General features: G+C 42.3%; 12 protein-coding genes. 6 read left to right on the top strand and 6 right to left on the bottom strand.

Annotated features, from left to right (window positions below; genetic code table 11):
- Positions 1-20: 20 nt before the first annotated feature.
- Together lon and PP181_RS15665 are read right to left on the bottom strand one after the other, a co-directional pair.
- Entirely contained in the window at positions 21-2,471 is a 2,451-nt protein-coding gene (lon, locus tag PP181_RS15670) for an endopeptidase La (protein WP_138259178.1), read from the bottom strand.
- A 185-nt stretch (positions 2,472-2,656) separates the two neighbouring features.
- Complete coding sequence (locus PP181_RS15665; RefSeq protein ID WP_154918642.1) at positions 2,657-3,229, bottom strand: sugar O-acetyltransferase; 573 nt, start codon at positions 3,227-3,229, stop codon at positions 2,657-2,659.
- Positions 3,230-3,337: 108 nt separating this feature from the next.
- Here PP181_RS15665 and PP181_RS15660 point away from each other — a divergent pair, with 108 nt between their 5' ends.
- Genes PP181_RS15660 through PP181_RS15645 form a run of 4 tightly spaced genes read left to right on the top strand, consistent with a single transcriptional unit; the run spans position 3,338 to position 6,299 of the window.
- On the top strand, positions 3,338-3,892 hold the full coding sequence (locus tag PP181_RS15660; protein WP_154918641.1) for an RNA polymerase sigma factor: 555 nt from the start codon (positions 3,338-3,340) through the stop codon (positions 3,890-3,892).
- Positions 3,892-4,452: a hypothetical protein gene (locus PP181_RS15655; RefSeq protein WP_154918640.1), complete on the top strand. Its 561-nt coding sequence runs from the start codon at positions 3,892-3,894 to the stop codon at positions 4,450-4,452. Before PP181_RS15660 ends, PP181_RS15655 begins: the two co-directional genes overlap by 1 nt.
- Positions 4,433-5,527, top strand: a complete 1,095-nt coding sequence (locus PP181_RS15650) for a hypothetical protein (RefSeq protein ID WP_154920210.1) — start codon at positions 4,433-4,435, stop codon at positions 5,525-5,527. Before PP181_RS15655 ends, PP181_RS15650 begins: the two co-directional genes overlap by 20 nt.
- Positions 5,528-5,573: 46 nt before the next feature.
- Positions 5,574-6,299 (top strand): head GIN domain-containing protein, encoded by a 726-nt coding sequence (locus PP181_RS15645; RefSeq protein ID WP_272637783.1) that lies wholly within the window; start codon positions 5,574-5,576, stop codon positions 6,297-6,299.
- Positions 6,300-6,341: 42 nt separating this feature from the next.
- On the opposite strand, the gene PP181_RS15640 is transcribed toward PP181_RS15645, so the two are convergent.
- The 4 genes from PP181_RS15640 to glgB form a co-directional block, all read right to left on the bottom strand.
- On the bottom strand, positions 6,342-7,673 hold the full coding sequence (locus tag PP181_RS15640; protein WP_272637782.1) for an MFS transporter: 1,332 nt from the start codon (positions 7,671-7,673) through the stop codon (positions 6,342-6,344).
- Between the two features lie 151 nt (positions 7,674-7,824).
- Positions 7,825-8,634: a M48 family metallopeptidase gene (locus PP181_RS15635; protein WP_154918637.1), complete on the bottom strand. Its 810-nt coding sequence runs from the start codon at positions 8,632-8,634 to the stop codon at positions 7,825-7,827.
- Between the two features lie 40 nt (positions 8,635-8,674).
- Positions 8,675-11,074, bottom strand: coding sequence for a glycoside hydrolase family 31 protein (locus PP181_RS15630; RefSeq protein ID WP_272637780.1), 2,400 nt, complete (start codon positions 11,072-11,074; stop codon positions 8,675-8,677).
- A 102-nt stretch (positions 11,075-11,176) separates the two neighbouring features.
- Complete coding sequence (glgB, locus tag PP181_RS15625; protein WP_272637779.1) at positions 11,177-13,075, bottom strand: 1,4-alpha-glucan branching protein GlgB; 1,899 nt, start codon at positions 13,073-13,075, stop codon at positions 11,177-11,179.
- A gap of 247 nt (positions 13,076-13,322) precedes the next feature.
- On the opposite strand from glgB, the gene PP181_RS15620 reads away from it, so the two are divergent.
- Both PP181_RS15620 and msrB read left to right on the top strand, forming a co-directional pair.
- Positions 13,323-13,898: a collagen-like protein gene (locus tag PP181_RS15620; protein WP_272637778.1), complete on the top strand. Its 576-nt coding sequence runs from the start codon at positions 13,323-13,325 to the stop codon at positions 13,896-13,898.
- Between the two features lie 194 nt (positions 13,899-14,092).
- Positions 14,093-14,590 (top strand): peptide-methionine (R)-S-oxide reductase MsrB, encoded by a 498-nt coding sequence (gene msrB, locus PP181_RS15615; RefSeq protein WP_154918633.1) that lies wholly within the window; start codon positions 14,093-14,095, stop codon positions 14,588-14,590.
- The last annotated feature ends 96 nt before the right edge of the window (positions 14,591-14,686 follow it).

The following is a 14,686-nucleotide window of genomic DNA, read 5'->3' as shown; positions in this document are numbered from 1 at the left end:
CAAGAGGATACGGAAATAGATTATAATTTTTTGGCATTTTTTACTTTCTGATTTGTCAACGCTATGTCGATTACTTCAGACATTTCAGTGACATAATGGAATGTCAGCCCTTTTAGATAGGATTCCTTGATTTCCTTTACATCCCGTTCATTATCGGCACAGAGAATAATTTCCTTGATCCTTGCACGCTTTGCCGCCAATATTTTCTCCTTGATACCGCCAACGGGCAAAACCTTGCCCCGAAGCGTAATCTCCCCAGTCATAGCCAAACTTTTCTTAATGCGCTTTTGCGTGAAGAGCGATACTAAGGATGTCAACATTGTGATTCCGGCACTAGGCCCGTCCTTCGGAGTAGCTCCCTCCGGAACATGGATATGTACATTGTACTTCTCAAAAATCGAAGCGTCCAAACCAAACCTATCGGCATTGGATTTAATATACTCCATGGCAATAGTGGCCGATTCCTTCATCACCTTGCCAAGGTTTCCAGTAATACTGAGGTTCCCCTTACCCTGAGACAGAATGGATTCAATGAATAGGATATCCCCACCAACACTGGTCCACGCCAATCCCGTAACCACGCCGGCAACTTCATTATTCTCATATTTGCTGCGTTCCATTTTTGGAGGCCCTAGCACTTCCTCAATATCCGCGGTGCTGATCTTTACATTATAGTCTTCCTCCGTTGCGATTGATTTGGCCGCATAACGCACCATTTTGGCAATTTGTTTCTCCAGCGATCGTACCCCGGATTCCCTAGTGTACCCCTCAACGATTTTCTCCATTTGGGGTTTACCGATCTTCAAATGACCGGAATTCAAACCATGTTCCTCCAGTTGCTTGGGAAGTAAATGCCTTTTGGCAATTTCAACCTTTTCCTCTATGGTATACCCGCTTACATTGATGATTTCCATACGGTCCCGCAGCGCTGGCTGTATATTCCCAAGATTGTTCGCGGTAGCAACGAACATGACCTTAGAAAGGTCGTAGCCCATTTCTAAGAAATTATCATAAAAATCATTGTTCTGTTCAGGGTCCAACACTTCCAACATCGCCGATGATGGATCGCCTTGATGACTGTTGGACAATTTATCAATTTCATCCAATATAAAAACAGGATTCGAAGTACCCGCCTTTTTGAGGTTCTGAACGATTCTGCCCGGCATGGCACCAATGTAGGTCTTTCTATGACCACGAATTTCCGCTTCGTCCCGCAGGCCTCCCAAGGACATGCGGACATACTTTCTACCCAAGGCCTCCGCAATGGATTTTCCCAAAGAGGTCTTACCTACCCCTGGAGGTCCATAGAGGCAGAGAATGGGGGATTTCATATCGTTACGCAATTTTAAAACTGCCAGATATTCTATAATACGTCGCTTAACATCTTCCAATCCGTAATGGTCACGGTCTAAAATACGTTGGGCCCTTTTTAAATCGAACTTATCCTTGGAGAATTCGTTCCACGGCAAATCCAAAAGCAGGTCCAAGTAGTTTCTCTGAATGGAATATTCCGCTACTTGGGGGTTCATACGTTGCATTTTGGCAAGTTCCTTTTCAAAATGCTCCTTTACTTTTTTGTTCCATTTTTTCTTCTTGGCACGTTCACGCATTTCCTCAAATTCCTCATCATAGGAAACACCACCCAATTCCTCTTGGATGGTCTTCATTTGTTGATGAAGAAAATATTCGCGCTGCTGTTGATCCAAATCGCTCCGCACCTTGGACTGAATATCATTCTTCAGCTCCAGTTTTTGAAGCTCAATGTTCATGTATTTTAAGGTAGCCAAGGCCCTGTCCTGCAAACTCCCGATTTCCAATAACTCTTGTTTCTCCTTTACCGCAAGATTAAGGTTGGAGGAAACAAAATTTATCAAGAAGGAATCGCTCTGAATATTTTTGATGGCAAAAGAAGCTTCACTTGGAATATTTGGATTGTCCCTAATAATTCTCAAGGCCAGATCCTTGATGGAATCTATGATGGCCATGAACTCACTATTGCCCTTTTCTGGCCTAAGTTCCTCGGTTTCGCGAACAGTAGCGGTTATGTAGGGCTTTTTGGTAAGCACTTCGGCTATTTCAAACCGCTTTTTTCCTTGAATGATTACTGTGGTATTTCCGTCGGGCATTTGCAATACCCTTAAAATACGGGCCACGGTACCCAAAGTGTTGATATCCTTTATATCCGGGTTCTCCGTTTCCTCGTCCTTTTGGGACACCACCCCGATCACTTTACTACCATTGTTCGCATCTTTTATCAATTGGATGGACTTGTCCCTCCCGGCGGTAATGGGAATTACCACGCCTGGAAAAAGGACCGTATTCCTAAGGGGTAGGATTGGTAAGGTTTCCGGCAATTCCTCACTGTTCATTTGCTCCTCGTCCTCTGCGGTAAGCAATGGTATCAACTCGGAATCCTGATCGATGCCCTGTAAGGACATATTGTCAAAATTTGAAAATTTAGAATCTCCCATACTCATATATCGGTCATTCTGTCATTAAATTAGACAGCAATTTTTTTATCGTTCAAATTTAAAAACCCTTGAAAGACCTTGCTAACAGGGTTTTTATCGTTTTTTAGTCTTTACTTCACCTCTATATTTCAATTCCTATGCCATACCTATAACAAATAACGATAGAAGTTTGGGATTAGAAAACATTATAGCTCTCTCAGAACCTTGCACGGATTACCAACGGCAACCGCATTGTTTGGAATACTCTTGGTAACTACACTTCCTGCACCAATGGTAACATTATGGCCAATTTCAACCCCGGGACAGATAACACTATTACCGCCTATCCATACATTGTCCCCTATAGTAACGGGCATACTTGAAGTAACGTACGAAGCACCATCCGAATTTTCAACTATCCTGTCCGAAGCCTTCAACGGGTGTGACGCAGTATAAATCTGCACATAAGGCGCGATGAGCACATTCTGACCGATACTGATGGCATTATCGTCCAAAAAGGTACAGTTCATGTTCACAAAAGTGCCATCGCCAATGGATATGTTGTTGCCATAATCGCAGAAAAAAGGAGATTCTATCCATACTCCCTTGCCGATACTCTTAAAAAGTTTAGACAACACCCGATATTTTTCCTCGGTCAATTCAGCATCCAAATTGTTGAATTCCTTCAAAAATCTTCGGGCACGGAAATACATTTCCAATAATTCCGGATCCCGGGAATTATAAAGCAGGCCCTGAAGCATTTTTTCTCTTTCAGTCATAAACTAAAAATTGATGAAGCATAAATACCGCTCAAGTTAGAAAAACTTTTCGGCCAAAACTGTAACAATGGGTAAATTGGATCATCTCTTAGACAAACCAATCACTTTTTGAGCCAAAGTAAGGTACATATTGATGATTTATTGCAATCGTGCAAGGAAGGTAAACAAAGTGCGCAACTGGAGGTTTACAATCGGTATTACAAAGCCATGTACAACACGGCTTTACGAATCGTAAAACACAGTGCGGAGGCCGAAGACATTATGCAGGAATCGTTTTTGAACGCGTTTACGAAACTGGATACATTTAGAGGCGAGGTTACTTTTGGGGCATGGCTGAAAAGAATCGTTGTGAACAACAGTATTTACCATTACAAAAAGCAACTGAAAAAGAATGAAGTTGCGCTGGAAGATTTAATGTACAAGGTCGAAGATAATGACGGAATTGCTTCGGATCATGTGTTTGCCGAACAAAAGGCTCAAAAAGTAATGGAAACCATGAAACGCTTAAAGGACAATTACAGAATTTCTTTGACCTTACATTTGATCGAGGGGTACGACTACGAGGAAATTAGCTCCATAATGAATTTGAGCTATGCCAATTGTAGGACCACCATTTCCAGGGCAAAGGAAAGTCTTAGAAAAGAATTATTAATTGCGAACTGATGGAAAAAGATAATCTAGAGGATCTGTTCAAAACACTTCAAGGCCGTTTTGATACGGAAGAACCAGCTTTGGGACACCAAGAACGTTTTTTGGCCAAACTGAACCAATCTAATGGCACCGTTTCAACGGCCAAAACTAAATTCAACTGGTGGAAGCCCTTGTCCATAGCGGCCTCCTTGGCCCTTATGGTCGCTTTGGTGTACCCCCGGTTAGACCTGAACAAATCCATAGAGGAACAAGTTGCCGAGATTTCACCCGAGGTTGCCAATACCCAGTTTTACTTTGCAAGTCTCATCGAGCAGCAAGTAAAGGAGTTGGAAGCTGAGGAAACCCCTGAAACAAGAAAAATAATTTCAGACACCATGGACCAGCTTAAAAAACTGGAACAGGACTATAAAATGTTGGAGAATGAGTTGTTAAACGGGGGTAACAGCAAATTGATCCTCAGTGCTATGATAACCAATTTCCAAACAAGAATCGATTTATTGAACGATGTTCTAAATCAAATTGAAACAATTAAAAATTTAAAAAATTACGATGATGCGAACTATACTATTTAAATACGGCCTAGTTATACTTTTGCTTTGCCCGGCTTTTTTATTGGCCGATAACGGTGGAAAACTAAACGGAAAGTACACAAAGGAAAAGACCATAAAAAAGGAGTTTAATGTAAATGCCGATGCTCTTTTAAAGGTAGACAACAGCTACGGCAATCTCAATATTACCTCGTGGAACGAAAATAGGGTCATGATCGAAGTCCATATTAAGACCAACGGTAACAACGAGGAAAAAGTGCAACAAAAACTGGATGAGATATCTGTTTCTTTCGATGCAAGCAGTTCCATGGTCTCCGCAAAAACGGAATTCAACGATAATAAAAATGGTTGGGGCTGGAACTGGGGCAGAAACAACAATGTAAACATGCAGATCAATTACACCATTAAGCTTCCCGTCAAAAACAGTATAAATCTTGACAATGACTACGGATCCATAATATTGGACAGAATAGACGGCCATGCAAAGATTAGTTGTGATTATGGAAGGCTGGAAATTGGGGAACTACGGGGTAGAAACAATCAGTTGAATTTTGATTACACCTCTAATTCCACCATAGGATTTATGAACAGTGGCGAAATCAGGGCGGACTATTCTGGATTTACCGTTGAAAAGGCCGGAAACCTAAAAGTAATCGCGGATTATACCAACACCAAAATAGACCAGATGGAAAATTTGGATTATAGCAGTGATTATGGAAAAATGGAAGTTGGAAACGTGCGGAATATTCAAGGAAACGGTGACTACATTACCGTAAAATTGGGAAGTGTGCACGGTAATGTGGATATAGCATCAGACTATGGTTCCATACGTATTGAGGAATTGTCCGAAGATGCAGGGAATGTCAATATACGATCAGATTATACAGGGGTAAAAATTGGTTACAACGCCAATTATCATTTCGATTTTGATATTACCACTAGCTATGCAGGTGTGAGCGGAAAAGACGATTTTGTTATCAATATCAGTGAGGAAAAATCAACCTCCAAGCACTATAAAGGGTATTATGGAAGTAAGGGAAGTGGAAATATGATTACCTTAAATAGCGATTACGGCAGCATCAGTTTTACCAAAAATTAATATCAATCAAAAGCTGAACGATGTTCAGTTCAAAATCAATTAAAAAATGAAAAAAATCACAACACTAGCCATTGTTTTGGCCATGACAGTTTCCTGCTCTGCACAATGGGGCAAAAGAATTAACGGTAACGGAGACCAGGTTACTATCGATAGAACTACCAGCGACTATGATGCCATTGGTGTATCGGGTTGGTTCGATGTACATTTGGTAGAGGGAAATGAAGGTAAATTGACACTTACGGGAGAATCGAATTTATTGGAATACATTATTACAGAAGTGAAAAACGGAAAATTGGAAATTAAGACCGAAAAAGGGGTCAACTTAAAGCCTTCTTCTTGGAAAAATGGTATAACAATAACCGTACCCGTTGAAAGTATTGATGCCATTGCACTCTCCGGTTCTGGGGATATTGAAGGGAAGACCACAATAAAAACGGACAATTTGGAAACGGCCATGTCAGGTTCTGGTGACATTACTTTGGATGTGGATGCCAACTCCGTACGCGCAAGTATGTCGGGATCAGGGGATATCACATTGAGCGGTAGCACTAAGGATTTTCAGGCAACCATTTCTGGGAGCGGAGATATCAAGGCATTTGATATGGATGCCGATAATGTGGATGCTACCGTTTCAGGTTCGGCTGACATAAAGGTAACGGCCAATAAGATGTTAAAAGCAAGGGTTTCCGGTTCAGGGGATATTACCTACCGCGGAAATCCTGAGAAAATAGACACGAAAACTTCCGGTTCCGGGGACGTTTCAAAAGGATAAAATCAAATAGCGAACAATCAACAACTCTGAAAAGGCCTCTAATCAAAGGGGTCTTTTTAGTTGTTTCACCCTTGTAAGTAGCAACATACCCACCAGGAAAAATATTCCCAAGAAAAAAATGGCATTACGCATACTGCCGGTAAATTGGGCGATAAAACCATAAAGGAAAGTTCCTATGATAATACCTATTTTTTCGGCAACATCGTAAAAACTAAAAAAGGAAGTGGTATCCTTGGTTTCAGGAATGAACTTGGAATAGGTGGAACGGGACAGGGCCTGAATGCCGCCCATGACCAATCCTACGCATCCGGCAGCAATATAAAAATCGGTCGGTGTAATCAAAAAATACGCATATACACATATGACGACCCAAAGTGCGTTTACCACGATAAGCGTTTTTATATTTCCAAAATTCTTTGAGGCCCATGCCGTTACCGAGGCCCCAAGAATGGCCACGAGTTGAATGACCAGAATACTCACGATCAAACCTGTGGTGCGTTCAGCATCCGAACCCCAACCTATTTCCTCCTCGCCAAAATAGGTCGCGATCAACATAACGGTCTGTACGGCCATACTGTATACAAAGAAAGCCCCTAAATATCTTTTTAATCGGGTTTGATTCCCTAATTGGTGCCAGACACCCTTCAACTCCCTAAATCCGTTCAGGATAACATTGGTTCGAGCCCCTTCACGTTTATTACCTTTGGGTAAATAGTAAAAACTATATTGTGCGAAAAGTATCCACCAGAACCCAACCGAGACAAAAGAATATTTCATGGCCTTGATTTCGGCTACTCCACCATCATCGGAAGTGATTCCAAAAACTTCTGGTTTCATCACCATGGCGAGGTTCACCAACAAAAGAAGAACGCTCCCAATATATCCTAGGGAAAACCCTTTCGCACTAACGGCATCCTGTTGTTCCGGATAGGCCACATCAGGCAAATACGAATTGTTGATGGCAAAGCTTATCCAAAATCCTACAAGTCCAAAAAAGTAACAAAGCAATCCAAAATAGATGTTCTCTAGGGAAAACCAGTTGAGGCCAATGCAGGATAGACCACCCATATAGCAAAAGAACTTCATGAATATTTTCTTGTTACCAATATAATCCGCAATGCCCGAAATCAAAGGGGTGATTATTGCTATAAATACAAAGGCCAGGGATGTGGTATAACTAATTAGTGGAGCCCTTGCGATTTCTACTCCAAAGACGGTCACCTTTTCTATCTCGGCCACCCTAAAAAGTGCTCCGTAGAATATGGGGAAAACGGCTGATGAGATAACCAAACTATAAACGGAATTGGCCCAATCATAGAAAGCCCAAGCGTTCAACAGTTTTTTGCTTCCCTTTAAGACCAAGGTTCTTGCCATTCTTGTAAACTAACTCGGGCCAAGCCCATGATGCATTTATTGGAATAAGTATAAATTTCTCGGCAAGCATCGGGGCATTATACCCTTTGGCGGTGCCCATAAATAAAAGCCGTTCAAAAGAACGGCCTGAATATACAATAAAAAGTATGTATTATTTGAAACTGGTCACCCCAAATTTAGCGGCTTCTGCCGCTGCTTCAGGAGCCCAAGCCGTTAGGTTGTTAATTCTGGTATCGTTAGACGGATGGGTACTCATAAATTCCGGTGGCGCCTGTCCCCCGCTCTGTGCCTTCATTCGTTTCCAAAGCTCAGCGGCTTCATAGGGGTCATACCCTGCAATGGCCATAATCTGTAATCCGATACGATCTGCTTCGGTTTCATGGCTTCGGCTAAAGGGCAACATAGCTCCCAATTGGGAACCTATACCGTATGCCTGGTTGAACATATTTCTTTTTTGGGGATCCTGAATGGCTATATTTCCAGCGACCGCACCCAATTGCTGCAAAGTACCCGCACTCATTCTCTGGGCTCCATGGTCTGCCAAGGCGTGTGCAACCTCATGTCCCATAACCACCGCTACACCGGTTTCCCCATCACAAATGGGCAATATTCCCGTATAAAATACAATTTTACCACCGGGCATACACCAGGCGTTTACGGTTTCGTCCTTAACCAGGTTGTACTCCCATTTATAATCGTTCAAATACCCTGGGTATCCGTTGGCCGACAACCATCGCTCCGCGGCCGAGGAAATTCTTTGTCCCACCCTGGTAATCATGTGTGCCTCGGAAGTTCCCTTAACTACATTGTTTTCACCCAAAAACTGGTCGTACTGGGCAAAGGCCATTGGAAAAATTTGACTATTGGGATAAAAATTCAATGTTTTCTGACCCGTAAAAGGATTGACCTTGCAGGCAGAGACTGCCAGAAACAGGGTCAATATCAAAAGTATTCTATTCATGGTTTTAGTGTTTTACTATGTTGCGAAAATTACAAAATTATTATTTCGAGGTTATGTGCAAAAGCGTAAAGTTTTTGTCGATGAGCATGGAATTGTCCCCATTGGAACGTACAGTTTTCAAATTTACTTCCTCATTGTCCACCTGCACTTTACCAATTTTAAAAGGCAGTCCGTAGATATTGAACCTAAATTTTTCATATCCAGTTACAAAGCTACCGTCCTTGAATTGTTGGATGGTCAAAGACTTTTCCTTTCCCGTCAATTTAAAGTTCCGCAATGAATACCTACCCTTTTTATAATCGTATCCATCCTGTGCATCCTCATAAACCTCAGAAGTCTCTACCCCAATCGTAAAATAGGTTTCCAATACCAATTCCTTTAATTTTAACTGACCAACATATTGCTGAACGGGATACTTTGGTATTACGGCACCGGCCTTAACATAGATGGGGATCATATCCAGTTCTGCGGTCACCCAACGTTCCTTACCTCCATTCAAACATTCTTGGGTCCAAAAATCATACCACTTTCCTTTTGGAAAATACATTCTCCTACCTTGGGCATTGGGTTCCTGAATAGGACATACCAATATTTGGTTTCCAAAGATAAACTCATCCGTTCTAAAATGTGTCTGGGTATCCTCTTGGTCGTAATACACCAAGGGCTTAAGCATGGGTATATGATCTTTGCTATACTTGTAAAACATCGTATATAGATAGGGCAATAGCTGATATCGTATCTCCACAAATTTTCGAACGATATCCGTAATATCACTACCAAAGGACCAAGGTTCCTGATCTCCATGGTCACCACTGGAATGCACCCTACAGAAGGGATGAAAAACGCCCAATTGGATCCATCGTGCAAAAAGCTCCCCATTGGGTTGCTCTGCAAATCCACCAATATCCGAACCCACAAACGAATAGCCGCTCATACACATACGCTGCACCTGAACGTTGGCAATCCATAAATGCTCCCAAGTAGCAACATTATCCCCTGTCCAGGTTGAAGAATATCTTTGAGTCCCTGCAAAAGCTGCCCTGGTTATTACAAATGGCCTTTTGGGATATACATACTTTTTGACACCCTCGTAGGTAGCCCTTACCATCTGCATTCCATACACATTGTGAGCCTTTCTGTGGGTACAGGGATATCCATCGTAATCATGACGAGTGTCCAATGGAGCGGTTTTGCTGGGAACCTCCATAACGGCGGGTTCGTTCATGTCATTCCACACGGCATGAACCCCAATGTCCGACATAAATTCCCTATAAAGTTCTGCCCACCATTCACGGACTTCAGGATTTGTAAAATCCGGGAAATTACATTCCCCTGGCCAGACTTTCCCGTGCATCAAGGGACCGTCTCCACGTTTGCAGAAATAGTCGTTTTCCAAGGCCTCTTGATACACCCAATAATCGCGATCGATCTTGATACCTGGATCTATCATCACAACGGTCTTGAAGCCGTCCTGCTCCAATTCGGAAATCATTCTTTTTGGGTCGGGAAAATGGTTCTTGTCCCATGTAAAACATCTGAAACCATCCATATAATCGATATCCAGATAAATGGCGTCACAAGGGATTTTGTGCTCCCTAAATTGATTTGCAATTTCCTTCACATTACTTTCCGGGTAATAGCTCCATTTGGATTGATGAAAGCCCAAGGCCCACAGAGGCGGCAGCTCCGGGGTACCCGTTAAATTGGAATAGGCCGAAACGACCGTGGACATATCCGGACCATAAAAGAAATAATAGTCCATGGCGCCCCCATCCGCCCAAAAACTCGTAACGGTTCTTTTCTCATAGGCAAAGTCAAAATGCGTCTTGAAGCTATTGTCAAAAAAGATGCCATAGGCCCTTCCCCTATTTAATCCAATGTAAAAAGGTATTGCTTTATAAAGAGGGTCCTGATCCTTCCCGTAAGCATAGGAATCCGTCACCCAATTCTCCACCCGTTTTCCTTTTAAATTGCTATGGGTGGATTTATCGCCCATACCGTAGTAGCTTTCACCGGTAGGGGTCATTTTACTCATCTTTACGGTATTGCCCCCATACTCATAGTTTTCCTCCCAGTGGAAGCCTGCTTCGTCCTCATTGATGATAGTTCCATCGAGGTCTGAGATCTGGGTGCGTAGGGACATTTTATCCACCAAAAGCTGTAACCTGGCGGTCTTTACCAAATACTCGGTATCGTTTTCAGTCACTTCCAGGACACTATATCCCAACGATGCCTCTTCGTCTATGGCATAGGAGAAATCGGGCTCAAAGACATGGTTTGTTGCGTATCTGAACCGCAGTACGCTGCCGCGTAAAATAGTTACTTGAAGGATTACTCCGTTTTCCGTGGTAAAATATAGCTTGTCGTTGTCCTGTTTAAATTCGACTATATGATTGGGATATAAATTTCCTTTATATTCCAGTTCCGTATTCGTAATCATATCATTTTGGTTATTGATATCCGCAAAAGAAGAACAATATCGGATAACTTAAAAAACTTTATTTTAAAAATATACCGAAAAGATTGCCTCCTTTAATCGGCGTTATTTCATGATTACTACACCCAAGGGAGGAATTGTAATCTCCACCGATTTTTTATGACCGTGCCACGGTTTGTTCGAAGTCTTAATGTTGGGATTTACTTTGCCCGTTCCACCGTATTTAACATCATCACTGTTCAATACCTCTTTCAACTTCCCTTTTTTTGGCATTCCGATTCTGTAATTCTCCCTGACCACCGGGGTAAAATTACAGGCGATAACAAGGTCGTTTTCGGCATCATGACCCTTTCTGATGTAGGTAAGCACGGAGTTCTCATGGTCCCCATAGTCTATCCATTGAAAGCCTTCCGGACTAAACTGCTTTTCGTACAAGGCCGGGGAGCTCTTATACAGTGCGTTCAGGTCCTTTACAAATTGCTGTACGCCCGCGTGCACCTGGTATTGTAACAAGTGCCAATCCAGACTGTTCTGAAAGTTCCATTCCGCTGTCTGGCCAAATTCCCCGCCCATAAACATCAATTTGGTCCCCGGATGCGTAAACATATATCCAAACAACAGTCTTAAGTTGGCAAAGCGTTGCCATTCATCCCCAGGCATACGATAAACTAGGGACTGTTTGCCATAGACCACCTCATCATGTGAAAATGGCAGCATAAAGTTCTCGGTAAACGCATAGGTCATGCTAAAGGTAAGGTCGTTCTGATGGTGCCTTCTGTAAATTGGCTCTTTCTTGAAATACTCGAGGGTATCGTGCATCCAGCCCATCATCCATTTCATCCCAAAACCAAGACCCCCGTATTCCACCGGCCTGGATACACCGGAAAACGCCGTTGATTCTTCCGCTATGGTCTGGACCGATCCCTGAAAACTTGCCTGCACTTCTTGATTGAGTTCCCTTATGAAGGACATGGCCTCCAGATTCTCGTTGTTGCCATACATATTGGGTTCCCATTCGCCGTCCTCCCTGGAATAATCCAGGTACAACATGGAGGCAACGGCATCTACCCGTAAGCCATCCACATGGTATTGATCCAGCCAAAAAAGTGCATTGCTGATCAAAAAGGCACGTACTTCATTTCGGCCATAGTTAAAGATCAAACTTTTCCAATCTGGGTGGTAGCCCTTTCTTCTGTCCGGATGCTCGTACAGGTGAGAACCATCAAAGAAGCCCAATCCATGGGCATCTTCGGGAAAATGGGAAGGTACCCAATCCAAAATGACCCCAATATCGTTTTGATGGAAAGCATCGACCAGAAACTTAAATTCCTCAGGGGTGCCAAACCTGGAAGTTGGGGCAAAGTAACCCGTTAATTGATATCCCCAAGAGGGGTCGTACGGATATTCCATCACTGGCATAAACTCCACATGGGTATAGCCCATTTCCTTTACATAGGAGACCAGTTCCTTGGCCAATTCCTTATAGCTAAGCACATTATTGCTTGCATCCCTTTTCCATGAACCAATATGTACTTCGTAAACAGAATAGGGCCTGTCCAATCCGTTTTTGTCCTTCCTGTAGCCCATCCAAGCGGAATCCATCCACTTGTAATCGGCAGACCAAACGATGGAGGCCGTTTTTGGGGGATGCTCGCACAAACGGGCAAATGGGTCGGCCTTCTCTGTCCAGATGTCATTATTGTGCGACTGGATTTTATACTTATAGATAGCTCCTTTTCCAACCTTTGGGATAAAACCTTCCCAAATACCGCTGGAATCCCATCGTACGTTCAATCTATGTGCATCTGCATTCCAATAATTAAAATCCCCAACGACCGATACGGATTTCGCGGAAGGGGCCCAAACGGCAAAATAGGTACCCTCAATACCGTCCAATTCTATGATATGGGATCCCAATTTATCATATAACCTATAGTGCTTACCGCCTTTAAAAAGGTTTATATCAAAATCCGTAAATAGCGAATGTGGTATTACTTTGGACATATGCGAGCTTTTGGTTTTCCTGTAAATCTAATCAACTTTACGTTAAAATCTAACGAGAAATGTTTTGAAGACAAATCCAGAAACAAAATTTAACTCCTTTGGTTTGATATTATAGAGGACTACGGACTGTCAATCAAGCGAAAAAATTTGGTTCTATCAAAAGGATATTTATGTAAACACCAAAAATGGAACGCTTTTTGAATAACTTGGTTAAATTAATAATGGTGAACCAATAAAATTAAATATCATGAAAAAAGCAACAATTTTATTCAGTACAATATTGGCATTTTTATTTATGGCCTGTGAAGGACCCCAAGGCCCTCCGGGTTTCGATGGTTTGGACGGTCGTGACGGTCGTGACGGTGTCGATGGCCAAGACGGAATAAACATCTTAGGCAAAGTAATCGACATTGAAGGTACTTTTGATGCTGGAAACGAATATTCCATATTCTATGAGTTTCCGCAATCCATAGAGGTTTTTGAAACCGATGTTGTTTTGGTGTACCTGTTATGGGACCAAACCGAGGATGGCAATGGCGATCCTGTAGACATATGGAGGTTAATGCCGCAAACCAGAATCATCGACCAAGGCCTACTACAGTACAATTATGATTATACGTTTTTTGACGTGAGTATCTTCTTAGAGGCCGATTTTGATTTGGTAACCCTACTGCCCGGCGATACAGACAACCAAGTATTTAGGATAGCCGTTTTACCTGCCGAAGCTGCACAGAGCGGAAAATTGGATTTTAGCAACATACATTCCGTAATGGGCAGACTTGGCGTCACCGAAAAGGATGTGCAAAAAGTGATTTTAAAATAAATGCCAATAATATAGATATAAACCCCTAATTATCGGGGTTTTTTAATTTAATATATTTAGAAAAACTTAACGAACCTGTAATTATTTGTATCCTATCTTTGTAAGGAATCCATCCAATTAGCGACCCAATGTAGGTGCAAGCAAATTCTTGCGAACAGTAAAAAGACACGATTATTCACCAAAAAAATAATGAAATGAAATTTACAGTTTTAATAGGGGTCCTAGTGGTAATGACAAGCTGCAAAGGCATTTCACAGGAAAAAGATACGGCCAGAGATAAGGGCCAAGAAAAAACGAAGGAATTTAAGGTCCAAAAAACGGAGGCGGAATGGAAGGCCGAACTTACGGATGCCGAATTTTATGTGCTACGGAAAGCGGCCACAGAAAATCCCTTTACCAGTGAGCTTCTGGATAACAAGAAAAAGGGGACCTATGTCTGTGCAGGGTGCGGCACACCACTTTTCAAAAGCGAGACAAAATTCGATTCAGGCACTGGATGGCCCAGTTTTTATCAAGAGATTGAGGGAAATGTTGGGTACGATGTCGATTACAAGATTGGATACAAAAGAACCGAGGAACACTGTGCCACTTGTGGTGGGCACTTGGGCCATGTATTTGAGGACGGCCCTGCCCCAACGGGTCTAAGACATTGCATTAACGGAGTGGCCTTAAATTTTGTAGAGAACAAATAATTTTAAAGAATACCAAATTACCAAAAATGCGGCACCTTACATATGTCTTTTTCTAGATAAAATAATAGTATCCGAAAATTAATCAGCAAGGTCCAA

It is taken from the genome of Maribacter sp. PR66 (genome assembly GCF_028464205.1).
Taxonomy (GTDB): Bacteria; Bacteroidota; Bacteroidia; order Flavobacteriales; family Flavobacteriaceae; genus Maribacter; species Maribacter flavus.
The sequence above is the reverse complement of the archived record's forward strand: the minus strand, read 5'-3'. Positions and strand labels throughout refer to the sequence as shown.

What these genes read in the sequence shown, in the direction of transcription:
- lon (WP_138259178.1), bottom strand. Translation starts at nt 2,471, where the DNA reads ATGGGAGATTCTAAATTTTCAAATTTTGACAATATGTCCTTACAGGGC.
- PP181_RS15665 (WP_154918642.1), bottom strand. Translation starts at nt 3,229, where the DNA reads ATGACTGAAAGAGAAAAAATGCTTCAGGGCCTGCTTTATAATTCCCGG.
- PP181_RS15655 (WP_154918640.1), top strand. Translation starts at nt 3,892, where the DNA reads ATGGAAAAAGATAATCTAGAGGATCTGTTCAAAACACTTCAAGGCCGT.
- PP181_RS15650 (WP_154920210.1), top strand. Translation starts at nt 4,433, where the DNA reads ATGCGAACTATACTATTTAAATACGGCCTAGTTATACTTTTGCTTTGC.
- PP181_RS15645 (WP_272637783.1), top strand. Translation starts at nt 5,574, where the DNA reads ATGAAAAAAATCACAACACTAGCCATTGTTTTGGCCATGACAGTTTCC.
- PP181_RS15640 (WP_272637782.1), bottom strand. Translation starts at nt 7,673, where the DNA reads ATGGCAAGAACCTTGGTCTTAAAGGGAAGCAAAAAACTGTTGAACGCT.
- PP181_RS15635 (WP_154918637.1), bottom strand. Translation starts at nt 8,634, where the DNA reads ATGAATAGAATACTTTTGATATTGACCCTGTTTCTGGCAGTCTCTGCC.
- PP181_RS15630 (WP_272637780.1), bottom strand. Translation starts at nt 11,074, where the DNA reads ATGATTACGAATACGGAACTGGAATATAAAGGAAATTTATATCCCAAT.
- glgB (WP_272637779.1), bottom strand. Translation starts at nt 13,075, where the DNA reads ATGTCCAAAGTAATACCACATTCGCTATTTACGGATTTTGATATAAAC.
- PP181_RS15620 (WP_272637778.1), top strand. Translation starts at nt 13,323, where the DNA reads ATGAAAAAAGCAACAATTTTATTCAGTACAATATTGGCATTTTTATTT.
- msrB (WP_154918633.1), top strand. Translation starts at nt 14,093, where the DNA reads ATGAAATTTACAGTTTTAATAGGGGTCCTAGTGGTAATGACAAGCTGC.